This is a genomic window from Chryseobacterium sp. UF-81, from assembly GCF_058245105.1.
In genome coordinates this window covers 395,329-418,997 of the sequence record NZ_JBSIBX010000001.1, presented here as the reverse complement: position 1 = coordinate 418,997, position 23,669 = coordinate 395,329, and the positions used below count along the sequence as shown (strand labels likewise).

Sequence of the window (23,669 nt, the reverse complement as noted above, 5' to 3'; positions counted from 1 at the left end):
GGCTTATATCGTAACTAATGTTGAACGATGTTGCTGTACAAAATCTTCCAGAAGCTCTACCGCCCGGTCATTACCGCCTGCATTCAATAAATTCGTCTGCACCTCCTTTGCTGCGTTTCTGTAGGCAGGATTTTCCAGCAGTTCAAAAACGGTTTCACGAAGAGACTCAACACGCAATCTCTTGTACCGGATGCTAATTCCGCAACCGGCCTTTTCGATTAATTTAGCAATATGAAAATGGTCGTAGGCGATAGGGGTAATGAGCATCGGTAACCCGTTGGTGAATGTATCATTAACGGTATTGAAACCTCCGTGGCAGATCACCGCATCCATATGAGGCATCAATGCGGATTGAGGGACAAAACCGTTTACAATAAAATTAGAAGGCCATTCATCAAATATGTCCGGCGGAGTTGCCGCGATGACCGTTACAGGTTGATCTGCAAAAGCGGCAATCACCTTTTCAAAGAATGCTTTACGGATGTCTACTAGAAGTGTTCCAAGTGATACAAATATTTTTGGTGTCGTAGATGCTTCCAGTTTTTCCCAGTCAAAAGGAGCCGGATTCGGACGTCCTTTTACGGGACCTACAAATCTCATATGGGAAGGTACCGTTTCAAAATCTGCAAACGTCTGTGATGTGAATACCAGATTTAACTTATTGGAATGGATAAAAATGCCTTCATCATTAATCCCTACTTCTTTTTGAAGATCTTTGATCAGGTTTTGCTGCCATTCAAATATTTTGGGTGCGTTATTTGCGGTATCGCCCATTACATCAGGGGGAACAGGGGTAGTCGTTACACATGGAATGTGATGTTTGTGGGCAAAAAGAGCTCCTCCGAAAGTGATGCAGTCATTCACCAGAACATCCGGTTTCCACTGCTGTACGAGACGCTCCAATCCGGGCATCATCATTTTGGCAAACGGAACATAGGTTTCCTCGAGTGCCAGTTTCATGACCTCAGGTCCTGAACAAGCGGGCCCGTCATCCTGTCTCTTTAAAATACGCTGAATTTCTTCCTGAAACGGACTCAAATCTTCTTCAGGATAAAAATAACTTCCTCCTTCCGGAATATGTTTGCTATCCAATGGGGTGATTCCAAACCATTTTACTTCGTGACCACGGGCAATCAAACTGGCACCAACACTCAATGTTGGGCTGATATGTCCAAAAAACGGCGGGATCACAAATAAAAATTTAGACCCCGGCTTTATTGTTTCCGTAGCTGGGATTAATGCTTTTTCAAGCAAATTGGCTGCAGTGGCAGTACCTCCGGCTTCGGTGAAAGACTCACTAACTTTTTCAGCAGCTTCTTTATATTCTGAATGATGTAAAATTTTCTGAACTGCTTCGTTCAAATGATGGGATTTGAACCGGTTAAAATTAAGACGTTCTCCTGCTCCGGTGCGTACTACGCGTCCTGCCACATGAGACTGATCATACGCAATCGGAATCACCACCAACGGAAGACCGTTGGAAAGGGCTTCAGAAACGGTATTGTGACCACCATGACAAACGACTCCATCCAGATGAGGCAGAAGATCCAGTTGTGGAACCTGATTATAGACCATAAAGTTTTCCGGCCAGCTGTCAAAAAGCTGCGGATCAGAAACCAGTACAACGATCAGATCTTCATCTTTAAAGGCATCTACCACTTTTTGGAAGAACGCTTTTTTATGATCATGATCGAAAGTTGTTCCGATACTTACCAGGATCTTTTTGTTGGTACTGCTTTTCAATCTGTCCCAATCAAATTCACAGGAGATCCGGCGTTCCGTAAGAACAGGTCCCGTAAATTGATAGTTTTCCGGCAGATCCATTTCGCCAAAGAAATATTTTGAAGTTAAAACAAGAGTTAACAGATCCGAAGAAGCGAATGAACGGTTTTCCGTTACCCCCAGTTCTTTCTGCAGTTCAATGATTTTATTAACTTCCCATTCATGCACTTTAGGCAGCTCGTCCATCATTTTAATGGCAGCCGGAGCGGTAACGGAGGTGCTGTAGGGAAGATTCAGTTTTTTAGAGGCAATAGCAGCAGCGAATAACTGATGATCGCCAATCACCATATCGGGCTGATATTGTTTCAGCAGGGTAACGATCCCATTGTAGCAATGTCTGTTTAAGGGAATCAGTACGTCATCGTAAAGAAACTTGATACTGTCGATACCGTAGACTACTTTTTTAGAAATAATATCGAGATAGCTCTCGCTTTCTCTTTTTTCTTCGTCGGTCTGGTCATATTGAATGAGCAACAATTCTCCCCCGACCGGAAGTTTTGTACCTAGATTTTTATCAAGACTGATCCAGGCTACTTCATGTCCTCTTTGCAGTAATTCTGCGCCGATGCTTAAGGTTGGATTGACATGGCCTGTCAATGGTGGAACAACAAATACAAATTTAGCCATGATTTTGTGTTAATGCGTTAGATAATGATTGAGATAAAAAATGAACGATCGATTCTGCGATCTGAACGGGCTCCTGTATCGGGACATTGTGATCCCCGGGAATCAGTTCCAGCTCTGATGAATTGATCTGTGTTTTCAGCCATTCCCCTGTAGGTTTACAGTTCGATTCGGATCCGTAAAGCAAAAGTGTAGGAGTATCCAGTTCTGAGAAATTGGCTTCCCCCAAAAAATGTTTTTCCCTGATCATATCTGCTTTGATACTGGTTTTTTCAAACAGGAATTCATACATCCGGTGGTTTTTCTCCATCTGTCTTTTTCCCATCTGCACTTTGGTGGTGTCTGTAAAATTGGCCACATAATGTTCGAGGAATTCTTTACTGTATTCATCGATGATGTTACGGGCCTTTTCGTCCTGAGGATCCGGGGCTTCTATAACGACCAGCTGACTGACACGATCCGGCGCGTTCAATGCCGTTTTCAAAGCGATCAATCCTCCAAAACTGTATCCGGCCAGATGTACTTTTTTAAGGTTTAAAACATCCATCAAAGCCAATACATCGGATGACATACTTTCCAGATCGTAGCCGTCTGTAAAACGCTCGCTCATGCCGTGGCTTTTCAGATCGTACATCACCACGTGGAAATGTTTTGCCAGAATCGGGGCAATATTAAAATAATAAATGGAGAGGTTGCTGAACATCCCGTGGATCAATACCACCGTCTGTTCAGCCCCTTTGTTGAGTTCCTGAATATGAACCTGTTTATGGTTTACATTGATTATTGGCATTCGTAGATATAATTGATGATCATACGGAGGTCAAGGTTGATCAGTTCGTCTAAATCCATAGAAGACAGCCATCCCGTGAAGTCAATCTGATCGCCGAAATGCGCTTTGATCTTCTCGGAAAAAGAAACGATTTCTATGCTGTCCATTTCCAGGTCTTTCGTGAATGAACTGTCCGGAGTGATATCCATCTCCTCTACAAATTCGGCACCTATCACTTCCGTAATAAAACCTTTTAAAAGTGTGAACAGTTCCTCGTGATTCAGTTTTAATGTGTTGTTTATAGTGTCCATCCGATAATATATTTTTTATGTTTAATAGTTTTTATTTCAGTTTGGTTGATCCATAAATGATCTCCCTCAATATGGGTGATTTCAAAGGCTTTTGGATTTCCTTTCAGTCCGGATCCCAGAAACTTTCCGTACGCTTCTTTCGCTACCCAGAATCTGGTGGTCCATTCCGCCTGATCTCTGTCTTTTAATAAGGTTAATTCATGATCGGTAAATACCAGGTCGTAAAATCCGGAACTGCGTTCTTCCATGACCTCCATGTCAATTCCCACCGGACCGCCTTGTCGTGCAATACCTACCGCATCCTTTTCTTTATGAGCTAAAGAAATATGGATATCTTCCGTGACATCACCTATCAGATAAGGTTTTCCAGCTTCATCCTTCCCTATTTCAAAAGTGATGGGGAAACAAGGGTGATTTTTCTTTTCACGGAGAAGATTCCGAACGGCATCTTTCACGGCTACGCGGCTCACCATCCATTCTTTCCGCTTGTTGGGAAACAACTGCTGGTGATATTGTTTTTCCGTCTGGTTGAAATATCTTTTAAGAATAAAATCCCACGAAGCCACTCTGGTATACGCCTGATGAAAGAAAAATACTTCAGGAGCTATTTCCTCCGAAAGACGGTTGTGCAAAGGCGACATGGAAACATTCCACAGCGGTTCATCGATCTCCAGTCGGCGGTTTTGCCATCCTGTAATCGCACACCATACTTTTCCGTCTCTTTTCAGGATAATATCGGCAATGGCAAATTCTTCATTGAGTTCAGTAAGGATGCAGGTGCATTCAAAAAGGCCATCCTGGTCTTCCATAGCACCAAAGAATTCGATATCTCTGATTTTCACGGGGAAAGCGATACGGTCTTTGGTCAGGGTAAGCTGCAGCCACAACCCGAATAATTGCCCGGCATTATCAAGCAGTGAACCTTTTCCTCCGTTTCCTTTTATTTTTCCTATAATTCCCTTCGTTCCTACCGCTGAAATCTCTGTAATTCCCTGGTAGAGTTCTCCATGGAACATATGTTTGTCATAAATCTCTTCAGGGGTTCTTTCAATAGGCAGAAGATCCCCGATCGATAGGTTAAAGGCCGGAACAGCAGGTGCAGAGGAAGCCAGCAGGACTTCTGCATTGGCAAAGTTCTCAATATCAAGGTAGGCATGGTTGGGTGAGCGCCATTCTCCTTTGACTGTTTTTTCAAAAGGTTTGGCGACATTCATCCATTGAAACACGCTCACGTTCATAATTTTATGAACGCGGGTTCCCGGTATTTCGGCCTGTGCTATTTCTGCTAACTGCTCAAAAATCATGGTCATCGGGATTACCGGTTCCATATCAGAGACATTGGTCCATCCTTTCGGCTGTCTCAATAAACTGTGATCGATAAGGTAAGGATGCGTATCTAAAGTAACATGCAAAAGCTTCGAGAAATTCTTACTGACAGGTGCTCTAGAAACCACAGGTCTTGGGATTGTAATTTCCGGGCGGTTTTGAAACAGTGTCAGTACTTCTTCCTGCATCCGGATCATATCGCTAATATTTTCCTGGAAAGCCTGAACAAGAGGATGACCGGTCTTAGCTACCGTGGCAGAAATGGTATTTAGCTTTGGTATTTCAAAAGACTGAGCCAGATTTTTAATTTCTTTAAAATCACGGATGATCGGTGAACCCAGCTGTAATTTGATTCCCTTTCCTGATGATTTTTTAGGTGAGTTTTGTATTTCTAAAAAGTCCAATGCCACGGTTTTACCTTCCACAAATAATGCGGCTACCACACGCTGCAGCTGAGCCAGTGCAGATCTTGTGGCCACGCTGGAAGCAATCGTACTGAATGGTTTTCCTTTCAAAGTATCATCAATAAACCCGATCAGTCCTCCGGTACCAATCTGAATAAAGAATTTTGCGCCTTCTTCATACAGCTTATCCGTCAGTTCACGGAAACGGACCGGCTGTACCAAATGCTCGGCACTTAGTTTTCGGATCGCATCCTGATCGGCAGGATACGGTTCTAAAGTCGTTGCAGACCACAACGGGATTTTCGTCTGTTGAAACTGTGCTTTTTCCATTCCTGCTAAGATGACATCCAGTTTATCAGCGATAAACGGTGAATGAAAACCGGACTGGAAAGGCAGAATCTGATGAAAGATCTGTTTTGATTTTAACAATGGGACCAATTCATCCAAGGCTGCATTACTGCCACAAAGGATCACCTGATTGGGACAGTTGTCATTGGAAATATAAAGATTGGGAATCGCATCGATAAAAGGCTTCACCGCATCAATCCCCGCTCCGATGGCAATGAATCTGGAGTCTTTTAATTCAAAGGTTTCCGGATTCAGAACATCAATCAAAGCTTTCACAGAATTCACTTCTGCCAGTTCTGAGGAATATCCTGCCAGCCATTCTCCCAGGCTGTGCCCGGCATTCATAGCGGGAACAATTCCCAGTTTTTTCAGGGCGTTATCCAGGATGCTGCATTTATTGAAAATTCTCAATGCATCGCTTAGTAAACCTTCCCCTTCCGTTTCGATAGGTTCTGTTAATCCAAAATAACGGCTTACGCTGTCCACTTCACCCTTCGCAAGGCCATCCAGCCCCGGAAATACGAAAGCGATTTTGCCTCCATCTTTCAGTAAAGGGGTGTTGGTGTACCAGATATCCTGTTTGTTACGCCATGGATTATCTTTAGCTACAATTTTAGTGGCTTTTTCTATTCTTTCAGGGGTCGGGTCGAATAAAGCAATCCGGTAATCCCCTTCTCCTACTCTGTTGTCGTTGTTTTTTAAAGCTGAAAGCAATTCTGCATGGGTAGGTCTTGCCAATACTAAAACACGGTCTTTTTTCGGCATATCATAGCCTTCCAAAACAACATGTGCATTGATTCCTCCAAATCCGAAGGCATTGACTGCCGCTACTTTCGGCAAGCCTGTTTTCGACCAGCTTTTCGGGTCCTGTACCGGAGCAAAACGGGTCTGCTCCATATCTGCGATTGGATTTTCGCAATATAAGGTAGGTGGTAAAGTATCATGATGAAGTGCCAGACAGGTCTTGATCAAACCAGCGATTCCGGCAGCCGGCATGGCATGTCCAATATTGGATTTAACGGATCCTATTCCTGCAGCCTGGGTTGTTTCTTCTTTAGTGAAAAACTGAGCCAGGGTTTGAAGTTCTGTTTTATCTCCAAGTGGTGTTCCTGTGCCATGAGCTTCCAGATAACCGATCTGTTTTTCGTCCAGATCTGCATTGATCCAGGCCTGTTGCAAAGCTTTAAGCTGACCTTTAACGGATGGGCTCATCACGCTGGTTCCATTCCCATCGCTGCTTACACCAACGCCTTTGATCACTGCATAAATCTTATCCTGCTCACGAATGGCGTCTTCCAATCGTTTTAACACGACGAAACCACAGCCTTCGCCAATCAATAATCCGTCTGCATCTGTACTGAACGGCTTGATCTGCTGCTGATGTGACAGGGCTCCCAACTGGGCAAAAATGCTCCAGAAAGCAGCATTCTGTCCGGTATGCACACCTCCCGCGATGACCATATCACAACGGCCACGGTTGAGTTCCTGAACGGCGTGATCTACCGCAATCAGGGCACTGGCACAGGCAGCATCTACTGTGAATGCAGCACCTCCCAGATTGAACCTATTTGCCACTAAAGAGGCAACCAGATTGGGAATCAGTCCCATGGCTGTATCTGCGGCGAAGCGGCCTTTTCGCTCCTGGAAAGCATGTTTCACCTTTTCGATATCTGCCGAAGTTACCTGAGGAAGCAATTCCTGCAACAGCGAAGAAATCTGTTCTCCAGTGCGAACGATTTCTATGGCACGCGTTGCGCCGGGACCGGTATAATTTCCTTTACCAATGATGATTCCTGTTTTTTCAAGAGATGTTCCCTTTTGAAATACACCGGCATCTTCCAGGGCTTTCTGCACCAGATCGAGGGTTAATAAATGATCTGGCTCGGTACCTTCTACTGCTAACGGAAGAATTCCAAAAGCTGTCGGATCAAATTCATAATCTGAAATAAATCCACCGCGTTGACAGTAAAATCTGTCGACAGGACTGGTCGCATCACTGAAGTGTACAGGATCAATCCTGTCCGCAGGAGCCGGTTGGGTGGAATCTACCTTATTGACAATATTCTGCCAAAAAGTTTGGGCATCCTGTGCCCCGGGAAAGACACAGGACAGGCCAATAACAGCAACATCTGTTTTTTTCATAGTTATTGTATACAGAGGGTTACCAGTTGTTTCCGGACATGATCAGTACCTGACTTTCGGTTCCGTATTTGATCTCGTTAAGAAAAATTTCTTTCCCCTGGTCCAATGGAATTAAAGAGATACCGCGGCGTTCATATTCTGTTTCGAGAGACGATGAAACCATTCCGGCTCCTTTCCACGGGCCCCAGTTGATGGAAATTACTTTTCCTTTTAATTTTTTGTTTAATGCTTTCGCATAATCATCCAGTACGGAGTTGGCCGCCGCATAATCGGTCTGGCCTTTATTTCCGTATACTGAAGCGATGCTTGAAAACAATACCACAAACTGACAATCAGCACGAAGCTGTTCTGCCAATACTCGAAGTGGTTTCACTTTGGTATCAAAGACCCGTTCAAATGAGCTGGAGGTCTTCTGTCTGAACAGTTTATCTTCCAAAAGACCTGCCCCATGGATCACTCCGTCTAAACGGCTGTATTTCTTGTAAATATTTTTGATCAGATCTGATAATCCTTCTTCATCACAAAGGTCTAAGGATTGGTATACCACCTTATTTCCCAATTGTTCCATATCACGGATGGTACGCAGAATCTGATTGTTTTTGAAAATTCTTACGGTCTCTTTTTCTATTTCGGCAGGAGAAGTGAATGTTCCGGTTTTAATAAGATAGCTTCTTATTTCTTCCTTGGTTGTCATGGCTTCCACTTCTTTCAATCCGGCGGCGGCATCTCTCGGATCTGCTGATCTTCCGACAAGGATATAGGTGCAGGGATATGCTTCGGACATATGCTTCACCAGTTCGGAAGTGATTCCCTGTCCTCCGCCAAGTACCAGGACAACAGATTCCTGATCCAGTTGGATATGAGCCTCTTCCAGACTTGTCGACAATGGAGAAGGAATGATCTCTATTTTATGCCTTTGGTCATGTTTGTAAACGACTTCGGAAGGTTTATCTGTGGTTAATATTTCTTTTAACGTGATTTCCGTAATCTGATCCACTTCCTGTGGCGTGCTCAGACTGATCAGCCTGCATGAAGTTTGTTCAAATTCTCTTGCCAAACTTTTGAAAAGTCCGGGATAGCCTTTGTAATGACGTAAAAGACGGGTATCAGTCAGTTCCTGAATATGGGCAGGAATGTCTGAAATCAGATACACCCATTTGGCCTTGTCAAGATCCAGTTTCTTGATCTGGTCCACATGATCAATGATGCTGTGTTTTACGGTTGACGAGAACAGATCCAAAATGATCAGTCCGTCAAAATCTTTAAGATCTCTTTCCGTATCCACCAATTCTGCAACAGCGCCATGTTTTTCTAAAGCATTTTTGATCGCCATCGTCTGCGGACTGTTGTCCTGAGTGATCGCAAAACATTTTCCCTTGATGATGTCTGTATTCTGTTCTGTAGAAACATCGGTTGGAGTCAGATCAAAGCGAAGGCGTGACAATAAGTTCTGCACCGGTTCAGCATCGGTGTTTCCACTCATCTCGCTGATCCATGAAGCCAGTCCTTTTAATGTTTTAATGGCCGCCAGTTTTTCCATCAGATCGTCGGCCTGGTCCATATCCTGACCGAAACCGATTTTGGTTTTAAGGTCTCCGATAATTTCCATTCTTTTAATAGAGTCAATGCTCAGATCAGCTTCAAGGTCAAGATCCAATCCCAACATTTCTTTCGGATAACCTGTTTTTTCACTGACGATATCCAAAATGACATTTTGAAGTTCTTCAAGAGAGAATGCAGATTTACTTTGTACTTCTGCTGCCGGTGTTACTGCAGTTCCGTTTTTTTCAGGAGCAGCTGCCGGAGTTCCTGTCAATTCCGTCAACCAGGAAACCAGACCGCTTAACGTTTTGATCGATGCTAATTTTTCCATGACCGTATCTTCATCGGCATTACCTGATGTAAGCGCTCCCAGCTCACTGCGAAGTGTTCCAATGATTTCCACCCTTTTGATAGAGTCAATACTCAAATCAGCTTCCAGGTCCATTTCCATGCCCAGCATTTCTTGAGGATAACCTGTTTTATCACTAACCACCTGTAATAACAAGGTTTTAATATCTTTTGCCGCAGCCTGTTTTACTACAACAGCAGGCTGCTTTTCTACATTGACCGACTGTGCAGGAATCGTCACCAAACGGTCGTTCACAGGGGCCTGTACCGGCGCAGCATAAACAGGAGCAGGATTGATCTGTGGATTCTGTCCCAGGAAGGAAAGCATTACATCACGCTGTGCCTGGATCAGCTGTTTCATGGTATCTAAATATTCGTAAAGCATGCGTTCAGCGAAAGGCTGAGATTCTGCTATTGGAGCTGGTTGATTATTGGTAAAATTGTTCATTGGAATAGGATTTAATATCGGTAATGCACCATTAGCCGGTAGATTACCTGTGGTTGGATGTGCCGTCTGTCCGTTCACACGCCAGATGGCCGGATTTTTCTTATACAGTTCAGGCTGGTCCATCTGAATCAGTCTGGCATTGCGCCCTTCGAAAAGTTTTTCAATGCTGAAGCTTCGGCCTGTTCCCAGATATTGTGCCAGCATGGCAAGAAGATGGCTCAGTTTATTACGGTTGCTGTCTTCTACGTAAAGCGTCAGCTGATCTTTCTCCAGGCAGGATTTAGTCAGTCCGGAAAGAACTTTTCCAGGTCCTACTTCAATGAATATTCTGGCTCCGTCTTCATACATCGCCTGAATTTCTTCTACAAATCTTACCGGCTGCACCAAATGATCCGTCAGTCTTTTTTTGATTTCCGATGGACTTTTTGGATAGATTTCCGCAGTTGTATTCGACCAAACCGGAATCTGCATTTCATGGAAAGGAATGTCTTTTAAAACCTCATCATATAAGCCTTTGGATTTAGCCAATAATGGGCTGTGGAATGCACACGCAACTTCTAATTTCTTAGCAGAAATACGCTCCTGTTTTAGGGTTTCCATTAATTTATTGATGGCCGACGTACTTCCTGCCACCACGCATTGAGTCGGAGCATTATAATTAACCGGATAGCAGCCTTCCGTCTTGTCCAATACCGGCTGTAACTGTTCTCTTGTTGCGCTTACCGCAATCATGGTACCCGGATCTCCGCCTTCTACTGAATTCAGAATGGCGTGGGCTCTTTGAATACTTAGGTCAACCAGTTTTTCTTCTTCAAAAACACCGGCAAAGCATAAAGCGGGTAATTCACCATAGCTATGACCTGCTACCATATCCGGAACGATATCCAGTGATTTCAGGAATTGAGCCAAAGCAAGATCTACCATTCCCAAAATAGGTTGTGCCAGGCGGGTATCTTTAATGGTTTCTTTTTGTTGTTTTAAGGCAGTTTCATCAAACGTTGACGAAGGGAAAACTACTTTTTCCAATTCAGGATATCCGTCAATCAGGTTACGCATGGCCGGAAAAGCTACGAACAGATCGCGGGCCATATTGATTCTCTGGCTGCCCTGTCCAGGGAAAAGGAATGCTACTTTACCATCGCGTTTATTTACTGTAAAAGTGTCTTTGCTTTCAATGCCGGATAAAGCCAGCTCGATATTCATCATCAAATGTTCAGCAGTATCAGCAACAATGCTTAGCTGGATTGGCTTTTCTGAGTCCACCGCTAAGCTGTAAGCCATATCTTTTAGCGGAATATCACCGTTAATTTCTAATAAAGATTTGATCTGTGCCAATTGAATTTTCGCATCCTCATACGTTTCCCCACGGAATACAAATAATTCTGACGGCCACGATTGCAATACCGCAGAATCATCTTCTTTAGGATGATTGGCAATAACTGTATGGAAATTGGTTCCTCCGAATCCGAAAGCGCTGATTCCGGCATAACGGTTCTTCTCACTCCACAATCCACTTTCTGCATAAAAAGCAAAAGGACTGGTTTGGGCATTATAATAAGCATTAGGCTGCTGTAAGTGAAGTGTCGGTGGTTTTACACCGTGATATACTGCCAGTGAAGCTTTGATGAGTCCGGCTAATCCGGCCGCACATTTGGTATGCCCGATCTGCGTTTTCACGGAGCCTAAATGAGTCTGTCCCGGTATCGCTCCTGAGCGGCTGAATAAATTCGTCAGTGCACTCAATTCAGTTTTATCTCCAACTACAGTTCCTGTTCCGTGAGCTTCCACTAAACCAACTGCCGCAGGACTAATCCCTGCTTGGGAATAAGCACGTTCTAAAGCACGTACCTGTCCTATTTTTCTCGGGGCCGTAAGACCCAGCGCTTTTCCATCACTGGATCCTCCTACTCCTTTGATCACAGAATAAATACGGTCACCATCACGAACGGCATCTTCATATCTTTTTAAAACTAGTATTGCAACTCCTTCTCCAAGGGCAATTCCGTCAGCATCACCATCAAATGTCGCACATCTTCCTTTTCTGGAAAGTGCGTGGGTACTGGAAAACATCAGATAATCATTGATCCCGTTGTGCAAATCTGCTCCACCGGCAAGAACCATATCGGATTTCCCTAATACAAGTTCCTGACAGGCCAGATCAATAGCAGCCAAAGAAGAAGCACACGCCGCATCTACGGTGAAATTTCTTCCCCCAAGATCCAGACGGTTGGTAATCCTACCTGCAATTACATTCGCCAGAATACCCGGGAATGAATCTTCCGTCGTATGTGGAAATGCCTGCTTCACCTCTTCATGAAGTTCTCCGAAAACCTGTTTATAGTATCCTCTGAAACTATAGCTGTTAGCGAGGTCATTCCCGCCTTCAGCGCCGATAATGACAGAAATATTTTCTCTGTTGATGTGTTTTTCTCCATAACCTGCATCTTCCATGGCGCGTTTGGCGACCAATAAGGTCAACAGCTGTGTTGGCTCAATAGCAGCAAGTGACTGAGGAGGAATCCCGAATGCCAAAGGATCGAAATCTATTTTCGGGATAAATCCGCCCCACTTAGAGTGCGATACATCCGGCCCGTCTGAATCCGGATGGTAATACAGTTCTTTGTTCCAGCGTTCATCAGGAACTTCTGTAACACTGTCTCTGCCCAGGATGATGTTTCGCCAGTATTCTTCAAGGTTTTTAGCGCCCGGGAAAATACATTCCATCCCGACAATCGCTACATCCAAAGGCTTTTCTGTGGATATCGGCTGTTCCGGTAAAGCGGCCTCTTCAATATATTTATAATTATCAATACTTACGTTCTGATGTAGTGATGCAAGGGAAATCACGCGGTTTTGCATCGTGGCTACCTGGCCAATCATGTACATGCCCAGATCCAGCTGCTCATTTTTAGGAATATTCACCAGTTTATCGCCCTGACGGTCGATTCCTTTTGCAGCAATCCTAAGCCTTCCCACATTCAATTTTTCAAGCTGTTCCCAGACTTCTTTTTTATCGGTTCCGGCTGCCAGAAGCTTTATCTTCTCTTTACTGAAATGCTGGGCAAATGCTGTATTTAAGCAACGTGTCTCGTGTCCGGGTGCAGTCTCCAATAAAACCGTGTCTTTGGCCTGCATGGCCTGTACCTGAAATTCTTCCTGGATAGCTCCCGTTCGTACGGCTTCTTCAGTATACAGATAGGCAGTTCCGATTAATACTCCAACTTTTACGCCTCTGGCTGCTAACGGAGCCGCCATGACAGAAACGAATGCTGTTGAAAATGCATTGTGAATTCCGCCTGCAAAAAATACGCTGATCTTTTCCGGGTGTTCTTCTTTTAAGATGCGTTCAATCTGTTTTTCCCAAAGAACCATGCTGGAAAGCGGGCCTACGTGGCCACCGCATTCACGGCCTTCAAAAATGAAATTGGTAGCACCTTCTTTTAAGAAAATATCCAGTAATGCAGGGGAAGGAACATGCAAAAAGGTTGTTATTCCCGCCTTTTCAAATACCTTAGCCTGAGCAGGTCTTCCTCCGGCAATAAGAACCACAGGAGGCTTAGCTTCTAATATGTATGAAGTCTGTTCATCTCTCAATTCCTGAGGGGCAAATCCAAGGATACCTACGCCCCATGTTTTTTCACCAGCCAGTCTTTTAGTATCCATCACTAAAGATTTTGCCTGTTCTCCCTTAAGTAGCGACAAAGCCACAAAAGGCAGGGCACCTGCATCTGCAACTGCATTGGCAAATAGAGGTACGTCACTGACGCGGGTCATTGGTCCCTGAGCAATAGGATAACGCAAGCCCAGCTGTTTAGCCATTGTATTATTCTCGCTAATTACCTGAAGGGCTTTAGCCTGCTTCAGATGTCCATACATCGCTTCTTTAAATCCGAAAATCATTTTTTTCAGATTTTTGAAATTTTCATACAGATCTGTTGCTAACGAAATATCCTGGCCCATAGGAATATAATTTTTATACAGATCAAAGCCTGTAAAATATTCTCTGAGCTCTTCAGGAGTGATATTGTCCTGTAACGCAGGTGAATTTGGCCTCACCAATACGCGATGATTGGTTATTATTTTGGTTTCGGTACCGTTGAGCTTTGAGCAAAGGTCCTTGATTTCCTGTGGAACGGAACTCTCCGGGAACAGAGCAAGCTGGCTATCCAGTACAACACCTGCTGCTCCCAGTGCTTTGGCAGCAGCGGCCGTATGAATCCCTACTCCTCCATGTATCCAAACGGGAACAGAATTAATTTCTTTGATGATACGCTGAAATAATACAAATGTAGACTCATAGCCTACGAGGCCACCTGCTTCATTGCCTTTGATAATAATCCCTTCGGCTCCAGACTGTTCGGCCAACCTGGCTTCATCTAAACTGGTCACCTGATAAATAACGGGAAGATCCGGAATAAGGTTCATTAAAATACCGGACGGAAGGATGGCCAGCCTGACGTTTTCCGGGATCTGAAGGGATATAAAGTTGTCGTTCGGCAGATAAATTCCATAAGACGGTATATCTGTCTCGTTCATTTGATTCAGCGCTTCCTGAGCTGCTTTTGAATCATGTCCTAGGCTTAAGACGGGAAACGCACCTGCCTCATGCAATTTCAGCATAAGATTAACATCCGGCTTTTCAAAAGGCGTTACACCAATAATGGTTAAGTTTTTCATTACATTCATGGTATTGAGATAATAACTGGGAAATTATATAACACAACTCGTAACCTTTCGGTATAAAGAGCATTTATCAATTATTAGGGAATAAAAATAATAAATTTATATTACATTTCTAATCATAAATAAAATTTAATAATTAATTATTAACAATTAATTATTATTAATTTAAATAACATTAAAAAATGTAGATTATATTTTTATTATCGAAAATGAGACGGTACAGCCTATAAGCTTCAATTATAAACGTTTATAATTGATAATTTAAAGCAAATATAGAAATAAAAATAAAATAAATCAATAATAAGAGAATTATTTACCCTATATTACAAAAATATAACACTCCTGTAAAAGTGTATGAAATCTACAAAAAACAGGTTTGCTGATCCGGTAAAAAGAATCTGCAAATTCAGAATTTAGAAAAAACAATCGTAAAGTTCTATAAAACTTCACAAAAAAATAACGTTACCCGAAAGCACCGTTATGAGAATAAGAAGATTATAGAATTATTTTTTTATCCGTTGGGATTAATCATGCAACAGATGATTTAAGATCAATCCCTGTTCCCACTTTTAGCCTGTCGTACTGTCTGATTGTCTTTTTGGTTAAATCTGTAAACCAGCGTTAACCGATAGCGGGCAGCATTGGGAATACTGGTCTGGCTGATTTCGTAATCTGCTCCTGCAGTTTTGCTGATCGATTTTCTTAATCCAAACAAATTGCTTATATCAAACATAATCGTTGCCTTGTCTCTTAAAAAAGTTTTACTGAGTCCAAAATCGATGCTGTGAAGAGCATCTGTATGCGTCTGGGCTGTAGCATTGGCTCCTCTGAAATTATAAAGCGTCTGAAAAGCAAGTTTATTCTTCAATTTCAGCTGGGCACTTACGCGGGCGGTTAAGGTATTCCCGGAATAGTCGAAGTTTTGATCTTTATAACTGCCCTGTTCGGCATAATGAAACAGATTAAGCTCTGTATTAACCTGCAGCCATTTGACAGGATTATAAAGCACAGACAGCTCAAGACCGTAACGGGTTTCCCTGTTGATATTAACCGGCATCGTGATAAACAGCCCCTCCGGGTTCCGGAATGTATAATCTTCCATCACTCCGGTATTCCGCTGATAATAGAGGGATGGATTAAAAGTAAGGATCTTCCAGTTTTTAAGAAAAGCAAATTCAAAGACATTGGCGTAAGATGGGTTAAGATCTGGATTGCCCACATAACGGCTGGTCAGATCAGTCAGTTCATTAAAAGGATAAATCATATTCAGCCTTGGTCTGTTGATTCTTTTGCTGTAGCTTCCCTGTAAAGTCGCCTGCTCATTGAAACGATAGCTTACATTTAATGTTGGAAACAGACGGTTATAATTTTTCTCATTGGTATAACTGCCCGCACGGTCTTCGATACCAATATGGGTAAGCTCGCCGCGTACACCGGCCTGATAACTTAAAGCTCCGGTTTTTCCGGAAAACTGCACGTAAGCACTTCCAATCAATTCTTTATATAACAGATGGTTATCAATCTGATCAATAATCTCCCAGCCGGCTGAATTCTGCTGTTCCGCGATAAAGTCGCTGCTTACTCTCCGGTCTTCCAATTTCAAACCGAATTCCAGGGTGGAAATACTGTCCAGTGGCTGCACCATATCTGTTTTAATCATAAAATCTTTACTTGCACCCATTGAACTTGTTTTGATCACAGGTAAATCTACAGCAGATGGAAACACTTTGCGGGTTGATAAGTTCCAGTCTTTGTCACTATCCCAGAAATCATACTGCATGTCTACGGTCAGCTTCTTTCCTGCTTTAGCAAAGTTTTTGGTATAATTGAATTCGAACTGGTTATAGCTGCGTTTTTCCCATGATTCACCCTTTCTGGAAAGGCTACTATCCATAACATTGCTTTTATTTGAATATAAATAATTAAGCCGGGTCTTGTCGTGATCATGAGTTGAATTTCTCAGGAAAGCTGCGGTAATGGTATTATGATCATTAATCTTAAAATCTGCTCCAAAATAAAGTAATTTGGCATCATCATGCCGGTTCTCATCCTGCCTCCGGTTCAGATCAACCGGTGTTCCTGAAAGTCCAGTGGACTGTTTCATCGTATACAGACCTACATAATCTGACAGCCTAATGCCATAGGTAGCAAACAGATTCAGTTTATCTGATTTATAATTCAGGCTGGGACTGATACGGGTTTCATTGGGAATACCACCCACCAGACGCAGCTGTCCACTGAATCCAGCCTTTTTATTTTTTTTAAGTATGATATTGATAATCCCTGCAGAGCCACCTGCATCGAATCTGGAAGAAGGGTTGGTGATTACCTCCACACGCTCTACCTGATCTGCAGGTACCTGCTCCAAAGCACTGCTCTGAGTCAGTCCGGTCCGGCGGCCGTCAATTAATACCAATACATTAGAATTTCCCCGTAAGCTGATTTCCCCACCCGGACTCACACTAACAGAAGGAACGATGTTGAGAAGATCCGTTACCGCACCCGACTGTGAAAGAATATCCTTACCTACTTCAAAGACTTTTTTGTCGAGCTTTAAACTGACCGATGAACGTTGTCCTGTTACAGACACTTCCTGCAATAGTTTTGTATCAGACTCTAAAATGACCGTTCCCACATTGACTACCTCATCAGGCTTAACCGCCACAGACCTGCTGATCGTCTGAAAACCCGCAAGAGCATAAATGACGGTATAATTTCCAGCTGTAATGTCTTCCAGCCTGAATATTCCTTTAGCATCCGAAATACCGGCGGCAATCGCCCGATTTCCGCTATCCTTTAAAGTTACGGTTACATACGATATGGGTATATCCTGTTTTTCCTGAATGATTCCAGTGATCTGACCTTTCTGTGCGAATGAATACTGAACAGAAAAGATGATAAAAAAAATGATGGCTACTTGTTTCATGATGTAAATTTAAATCGCAGGAAAAGTCATTCACAGAAAAAACATCTGAACAGCTCTACAGACTTTCCAATGACATCCGGTTTTTCAAATTAGCTTGTATATTTACATTATGTATTATTTAATATTTTTATTAACGCTGCTTGACCTGCTGGCCATACCTGTTATCCGCAATGAAGACCCGGTACCGGTTTATAAAACCGGAGACAATATGGCCTGGGTAAGTAAAAATTACAATGATAAAGACTGGTCTGAAACCAGGGGTAATACTTCGGATAAGATATTCTGGTCACGTACCCATGTTGATCTGCGTCCGGTGGAAAACGAACTGATCCCTCTCGGTCTTCAGATCAATTCTTTCGGGGCTTTTGAAGTGTACTGGGATGGTGTACTGATCGGCAAAAACGGACAGCTTCCGAAAAATGGAAATCCGGAAATACCGGGAACCGAATGCAGTTATTACAGAATTCCGAATCATCTGATTTCGCCTGGTCTTCATACTATTGCCATGCGCAGCTCCCAATCCCTTTATCCGGATGTTCAGCGGAATATTGGATTCACAATCAACAATTACGAAACATTACTGACCAATCCGCTGATCACAATGGCCTATATGAACCTGATGGCCGGAGCTTTTCTGATTGCAGCCGTTTATTATTTCTTCATCTATCTGAACAGCAAAAGAAGGCAGAAAGACATCCTTATATTTGCCACCATATGTCTTCTTTTTTTTACTTTACTGATCATGGAATATCTGAAATTCCATGTGATGCTCCCCTATTCTAAGTTCTTCGTACGCCTTGAAATTATCGGATGGCTGACGTTTACCAATGCGCTGCTGGTTCCATGGTATTTTATTATTCAGTTTAACTTCAGGTATGGGAAATGGCTGATGCTCGCCCTGCTGCTGACACTGCTTGGACTCTATTGGTTTAATTACGGACACTATGACCTGACTGCCCGGCTCTACAGCCTGGCCATGCTGATAACTGCCTTCATTGTGGTTCTGAATGGAATTCGTCAAAAGGAAAAAGGTGGCTTTATTGCTCTGGCTGCTCTTTTGGCGAGTGCATTGGTGAACAGGCTTGTGGTTTACGATTTTGGGCTGTTCATCAGTTTTACCATTATTGTACTGTCTATGCTTTATCTGCACTCTATCCGTACCAGTGTCATTGAGGCGGAGCATCAAAATGCCGTTTTACTTTCATCAAGACTGCAACTAGAATTGCTTAAAAAGAATATTCAGCCTCATTTTTTAAGGAATACACTGACTTCGATGATGGATTGGGTAGAAGAAGCCCCTAAGGACGGAGCCCGCTTTATACAGGCACTGGCTACAGAATTTGACATTATGAACGAGATCTCTGAACAGACCCTGATCCCTATAACCAAAGAGCTAGAGCTTTGCCGCCAACATTTGTCGGTGATGGGTTTCCGGAAGGAAATGAATTATATCTGGGAGCAAAAGGGAATCGATGAAACACAGCTGATACCGCCGGCGGTAATTCATACTTTGCTGGAGAATGGCATTACACACAGCGAGCCATTGTCCGGAAATACAATTCAATTTGTACTCCATTATTCTTTATTAAAAGATGCCCATCATTATACTTTTGAAACTATTGCGAAGAACCGGCCAGTGATGACTGACCGTGCAGGCGGAAACGGCTTTAAATACATCAAAGCGAGACTGACTGAAAGTTACGGCCAAAACTGGACATTCGAATCGGGTTCTACGGAAAACGGCTGGATGTCTGCTATTCAAATTTTAAAATAATGAATATAGTAATTATAGAGGACGAGGCCAGAATTGCCCGCCGCCTGCAGCGTATGACATCTGAATTCTTTACAGACAGACCCCATGAGATCATTATCTGTGATTCCCTACAAAAGGGGCTTGACCAGGTTTCGGGCCGGATTCCTGACCTTGTATTGCTGGACCTTAACCTGAATGGAGATAATGGTTTTGAACTGATGGAGCAGATGGTAGCTGCTTCTTTTCATACGATCATCGTTTCTGCCAATATTGATAAAGCAATTACCGCTTTTGCGTACGGAGTTCTTGATTTTGTCCCCAAACCTTTTGATCAGGAAAGATTTTTTAAGGCCTTGACAAGATTCGTCAGCCCCACCCTAAAACCGAATGAAGGCATTAAATACCTTGCCGTAAAAAGGGCCGGACAGGTTCGTCTGATCAGTATTTCCGAAGTGATCTACATCAAAGGAGCCGGCATTTACACAGAGTTGCATCTCAATAACGGGCAACATGAACTCCATGATAAGTCCCTTGAATATTTGCAGCAGCTTCTTCCTGAGAGGTTTGAGCGTATTCATAAGTCTTATCTTGTCAATTTTCAGCAGATCGAAAAAATCATTATCACTCCCGGCACACGATATGGAGCATTGCTTAAAACAGGCGAAGTACTGCCTGTAGGGCGCTCCAAGTATAAGGATCTGAAAAATAAAATGGTCTGATGTCTGAACTCTACATGTAAAGACCTATTTTTAAAACAGACTCAGGTCATACTGTTTTACCAGGTCTAAAATCATGTGATAACCGGCTGAAGAGTTTCCATGCTGATCTAAAGCAGGACTGAAAACACCGATTCCCATTTTCCCGGGAACACTTACCGTAATTCCGCCTCCGACACCGGATTTGCTTGGCAAACCTACTGTTCTGGCATATTCTCCACTGAATTCGTACATCCCGGCAATGAGCATTTGAGACTGGATCAATCTGGCAAGATCCTCATTTTTATAGGCAGAATCTCCATCGAACCGCACACATTGATTGGCAAAGAAATAACCGATTTTAGCTAAATCTTCGGCTGTCAGCTCAATAGAGCATTGCTTGAAATAATTATCCAGCTGATCTTCATTTCCGGTAATCAATCCGTTGTTTTTCATCAGGTAAAACATCCCGCGATTACGATGCCCGGTAGATTTTTCAGATTGATAAACGGATGTATTATAGTCAATTGTCTGATTTTTGGTAATATACCTTACCAAATCCAAAATTTTAAGAAATGGCTTTTCACCTTCTCCAGCAATTAACGAAGTGGTAAGAATCGCTCCTGCATTCATCATCGGATTCAATGGCTTACCTGTGGTTTCGAGATTGGAAAAGTGGTTGAAAGGTTTATCGGTTCCGAAATAACCCATTTTATCAAAGACACCGGATTCACCTTTTTCACTGACAGCAATCATCAGTGCAATGATTTTGGAAATGCTCTGCATGGTAAATTTCTTGTGAACATCACCGGTATTAAAGATTTTCCCGTTTTTACCGACCACTGAAAAAGCGATTGCTTTTGCATCCATTTTCCCCAGCTCAGGAATGTAATCAGCCACTTTTCCCTGTGTGTAATAGGTTCTGTTTTTTTCCAGAATACTGTTTAAGGTTTTTTCCGAAATTGTGGAAATATCTGCTGCTTTTTGGGCATATATCACAGTATTCAAGGAAAGAAAGGCTGCAATACAGACCCCTTTTGCAGAAAGTAAGAAACTATTATTGTTCATAAAGGCATTTCGGCGGATAACTTATCATCAGCCATGAAAAACAAAGATAAAGCATTTCCTCCTCTGCCAACAAGTCTAACGGAAAATATCAGTTTTACAATTTGTTCTCCTAAGCTAAGTATTTCTACCCAAAGCCATAATTGGTCATTTGTACTCTACAACAGCCGTATTCTTATTTGTTACTTTGGAATACTAAACAATTAGAAATAACCAACAAAATAAATTCGATATGGAAACTACAAACGTTAATGCCAACTCTTCCGGCCAGCTTCAATTGGGTGGAGGGGCACAATTCTGGGTTTATCTTTCACCTCAGAACAATACCGCTAAAATGATTTCTACATGGCGTGTCACATTTTCACAGGGTAACTGGAGTGATTCGATTTCCAGCGATGACCCGACGAAACAAATCCAGACTCCCAATCTTTCGGGTATTTTTGAGATTAAAGTGGAATTATTAAGCGGTTCTACCGGTACTTGGCGCCAAATTCCGCCTCAGGCAGGAAGTTACAATGAAATAGGCTGTAATTCGAACTGCGCTTCTATGGTAGGTATTGTTGCTGACAGCACCAACCCGCCTCCGGGAGCTATAAATGCGCATTTCTGGACGACATGGGATGCTATGTGTAAAGCAGGATAAAACAATCTTCATCGCACTAAGCTGTCAGCTATTCATTTAAGGACATCAGATACAAAATCAGATAAAGCCGTCTCATTGCTAAGACGGCTTTATATTTATTACCGAAATCGTCTGAACATTATCTAACAAAAGTCAAGTGCATTGGCAAACGGTTGCAGGAACTTTGTGTTATTAAAATAAGCAATTATGACACAGAAAAATCTGGCCTTAGTTTCCGGGGCCAACGGACATTTAGGAAATAACCTGGTGAGATTCCTGATCAAAAAAGGTATTCCTGTAAGAGCCAGCGTAAGAAATATTAATAATAAAGCGCCATTTGCAGGACTTGACTGCGAGGTGGTACAGGCCGATATCACCGACAAATCATCTTTTATCAAAGCTTTACAGGGAGTGGAGACATTTTATGCAGTGGGAGCATCCTTCAAGCTCTGGGCACAGGATCCTGAAACAGAAATTTATGATGTGAATATGCAGGGCACAAAAAACACTATTGAAGCCGCAGCAGAAGCAGGCGTAAAACGTATTGTCTATGTAAGTTCTATAGCGGCATTAGATTATACAAAGCTCCCTACCAAAGAAAACTACGGCTACAATCCTGACCGCAGGGACATGTATTACAATTCTAAAAATGATAGTGAAAAACTTGCCTTTGAACTGGCCGGAAAACTGGGAATAGAAATAGTATCCGTCATGCCTTCAGCAATGATCGGAAGTGAGGCTTTTTTACCGCTGAATGTTTCTTACGGAGTTTTAAAGCTTATCCTCAACAAGGAAATTCCGGTAGACACCAAAATCACCCTGAACTGGATTGATGTAAAAGATGTAGCGGAAGGCTGCTATCTGGCTGCACAGAACGGCCGAAACGGAGAACGCTATATTCTTGCCAATGAAAAGTGTATGACTATTACAGACACTACTATCTTAGCCAATACATTATTTCCTGAGCTGAAGATCAAAATACCCGGTTCGGTACCTAAATCTGTTTTATTTATTATTGCGGGGATCATGGAGCTTACTGCCAAAATACAGAAAAAGCCGCCTGTTCTGACCCGTAAGGATATTGCCATGTTTTCGGGCTTACAGCAAAATTTTGACATTACAAAAGCAAGAAAAGAATTGGGATTCAGCCCCAAAAGCCCCGAACAGGCAGTAAAGGAGGCATTACTTTATTTAATGGAGCATAAAGAGCTATTGAAATAGTTATTGTACATTTGAATATATGATCACTGTAAGGTATGATGCAGCAGAAATTAATTGATTTTATCCAAGCCGGATATCCTCTTTCCCAAATGGATAAGGATTTTATTTTTCAGTATTTTGAACCGGTACTTTTTCCTAAAAACCGCATTATTGAAGAATCGGGAAAAGTACCGGAATACCTTTATTACATTATATCAGGTTATTTACGCCTGTTCCATTACAATGAAAATGGAGACGAAGTGACAACGCATATCAACTGCCCTCCGGGATTTTTCACTTCCTATTTTAATTTCATAAATGCAACAAAATCCAATGAAAATGTTGAATGCATCACTGAATGTGAGCTTCTAAAAATCAGCAAGAAAGACCTTGATTTTCTGACTTCAAAAAGTGAAGCTATGAAAGATTTCAGCATAGAAGTTTTTCAAAAGTCTATTATCTATAATGAAACCCGGTCCACCGAGCTTGCCACTCTTTCCGGGGAAAAACGATACAGGAAACTTATTGAAAATTATCCGGGAATCCTGCATAATGTTCCTATTAGCTATATTGCTTCTTTCCTTGGCATGAAACCGGAAAGCCTGAGCCGCATCCGCCGGAAACTGACATGAAAAATAATTAGAGTCTAATCCTTATTTTTGCAGATCATTAAGCAACTTA

Annotated in this window: 12 protein-coding genes; 5 read left to right on the top strand and 7 right to left on the bottom strand. The window is 42.5% G+C overall.

What is annotated here, in order from left to right; genetic code table 11:
* Positions 1–3: 3 nt before the first annotated feature.
* The 6 genes from AC4IFE_RS01955 to AC4IFE_RS01930 form a co-directional block, all read right to left on the bottom strand.
* A complete protein-coding gene (locus tag AC4IFE_RS01955; protein ID WP_490754451.1) occupies positions 4–2,409 on the bottom strand; it encodes a glycosyltransferase in 2,406 nt (801 codons plus the stop codon).
* Positions 2,402–3,196: an alpha/beta fold hydrolase gene (locus AC4IFE_RS01950; protein WP_490754450.1), complete on the bottom strand. Its 795-nt coding sequence runs from the start codon at positions 3,194–3,196 to the stop codon at positions 2,402–2,404. Before AC4IFE_RS01950 ends, AC4IFE_RS01955 begins: the two co-directional genes overlap by 8 nt.
* Entirely contained in the window at positions 3,187–3,486 is a 300-nt protein-coding gene (locus tag AC4IFE_RS01945; RefSeq protein WP_034728171.1) for an acyl carrier protein, read from the bottom strand. Before AC4IFE_RS01945 ends, AC4IFE_RS01950 begins: the two co-directional genes overlap by 10 nt.
* A complete protein-coding gene (locus AC4IFE_RS01940) occupies positions 3,474–7,706 on the bottom strand; it encodes a beta-ketoacyl synthase N-terminal-like domain-containing protein (protein WP_490754448.1) in 4,233 nt (1,410 codons plus the stop codon). Before AC4IFE_RS01940 ends, AC4IFE_RS01945 begins: the two co-directional genes overlap by 13 nt.
* 19 nt (positions 7,707–7,725) lie before the next feature.
* Entirely contained in the window at positions 7,726–14,721 is a 6,996-nt protein-coding gene (locus AC4IFE_RS01935; RefSeq protein ID WP_490754446.1) for an SDR family NAD(P)-dependent oxidoreductase, read from the bottom strand.
* Positions 14,722–15,277: 556 nt separating this feature from the next.
* Positions 15,278–17,653: a TonB-dependent receptor gene (locus AC4IFE_RS01930; RefSeq protein ID WP_490754445.1), complete on the bottom strand. Its 2,376-nt coding sequence runs from the start codon at positions 17,651–17,653 to the stop codon at positions 15,278–15,280.
* 109 nt (positions 17,654–17,762) lie between these two features.
* Here AC4IFE_RS01930 and AC4IFE_RS01925 point away from each other — a divergent pair, with 109 nt between their 5' ends.
* On the top strand, positions 17,763–19,427 hold the full coding sequence (locus AC4IFE_RS01925) for a histidine kinase (RefSeq protein ID WP_490754444.1): 1,665 nt from the start codon (positions 17,763–17,765) through the stop codon (positions 19,425–19,427).
* Positions 19,427–20,125, top strand: coding sequence for a LytR/AlgR family response regulator transcription factor (locus tag AC4IFE_RS01920; protein ID WP_490754442.1), 699 nt, complete (start codon positions 19,427–19,429; stop codon positions 20,123–20,125). Before AC4IFE_RS01925 ends, AC4IFE_RS01920 begins: the two co-directional genes overlap by 1 nt.
* A 30-nt stretch (positions 20,126–20,155) precedes the next feature.
* Here the strand turns inward: AC4IFE_RS01920 and glsA are convergent, their stop codons facing one another.
* Complete coding sequence (glsA, locus tag AC4IFE_RS01915) at positions 20,156–21,169, bottom strand: glutaminase A (protein ID WP_490754441.1); 1,014 nt, start codon at positions 21,167–21,169, stop codon at positions 20,156–20,158.
* Between the two features lie 229 nt (positions 21,170–21,398).
* Between glsA and AC4IFE_RS01910 the strand changes: the two genes are divergently transcribed.
* The 3 genes from AC4IFE_RS01910 (at position 21,399) to AC4IFE_RS01900 (ending at position 23,620) form a co-directional block, all read left to right on the top strand.
* Positions 21,399–21,809, top strand: coding sequence for a hypothetical protein (locus tag AC4IFE_RS01910; protein ID WP_490754439.1), 411 nt, complete (start codon positions 21,399–21,401; stop codon positions 21,807–21,809).
* Between the two features lie 186 nt (positions 21,810–21,995).
* Entirely contained in the window at positions 21,996–23,009 is a 1,014-nt protein-coding gene (locus tag AC4IFE_RS01905) for an NAD-dependent epimerase/dehydratase family protein (protein ID WP_490754438.1), read from the top strand.
* Positions 23,010–23,044: 35 nt separating this feature from the next.
* A complete protein-coding gene (locus AC4IFE_RS01900) occupies positions 23,045–23,620 on the top strand; it encodes a Crp/Fnr family transcriptional regulator (protein WP_490754437.1) in 576 nt (191 codons plus the stop codon).
* The last annotated feature ends 49 nt before the right edge of the window (positions 23,621–23,669 follow it).

Excerpts from the sequence above, each read along its gene's own strand:
- AC4IFE_RS01955 (WP_490754451.1), bottom strand. The coding sequence starts at position 2,409 with ATGGCTAAATTTGTATTTGTTGTTCCACCATTGACAGGCCATGTCAAT.
- AC4IFE_RS01950 (WP_490754450.1), bottom strand. The coding sequence starts at position 3,196 with ATGCCAATAATCAATGTAAACCATAAACAGGTTCATATTCAGGAACTC.
- AC4IFE_RS01945 (WP_034728171.1), bottom strand. The coding sequence starts at position 3,486 with ATGGACACTATAAACAACACATTAAAACTGAATCACGAGGAACTGTTC.
- AC4IFE_RS01940 (WP_490754448.1), bottom strand. The coding sequence starts at position 7,706 with ATGAAAAAAACAGATGTTGCTGTTATTGGCCTGTCCTGTGTCTTTCCC.
- AC4IFE_RS01935 (WP_490754446.1), bottom strand. The coding sequence starts at position 14,721 with ATGAAAAACTTAACCATTATTGGTGTAACGCCTTTTGAAAAGCCGGAT.
- AC4IFE_RS01930 (WP_490754445.1), bottom strand. The coding sequence starts at position 17,653 with ATGAAACAAGTAGCCATCATTTTTTTTATCATCTTTTCTGTTCAGTAT.
- AC4IFE_RS01925 (WP_490754444.1), top strand. The coding sequence starts at position 17,763 with ATGTATTATTTAATATTTTTATTAACGCTGCTTGACCTGCTGGCCATA.
- AC4IFE_RS01920 (WP_490754442.1), top strand. The coding sequence starts at position 19,427 with ATGAATATAGTAATTATAGAGGACGAGGCCAGAATTGCCCGCCGCCTG.
- glsA (WP_490754441.1), bottom strand. The coding sequence starts at position 21,169 with ATGAACAATAATAGTTTCTTACTTTCTGCAAAAGGGGTCTGTATTGCA.
- AC4IFE_RS01910 (WP_490754439.1), top strand. The coding sequence starts at position 21,399 with ATGGAAACTACAAACGTTAATGCCAACTCTTCCGGCCAGCTTCAATTG.
- AC4IFE_RS01905 (WP_490754438.1), top strand. The coding sequence starts at position 21,996 with ATGACACAGAAAAATCTGGCCTTAGTTTCCGGGGCCAACGGACATTTA.
- AC4IFE_RS01900 (WP_490754437.1), top strand. The coding sequence starts at position 23,045 with ATGATGCAGCAGAAATTAATTGATTTTATCCAAGCCGGATATCCTCTT.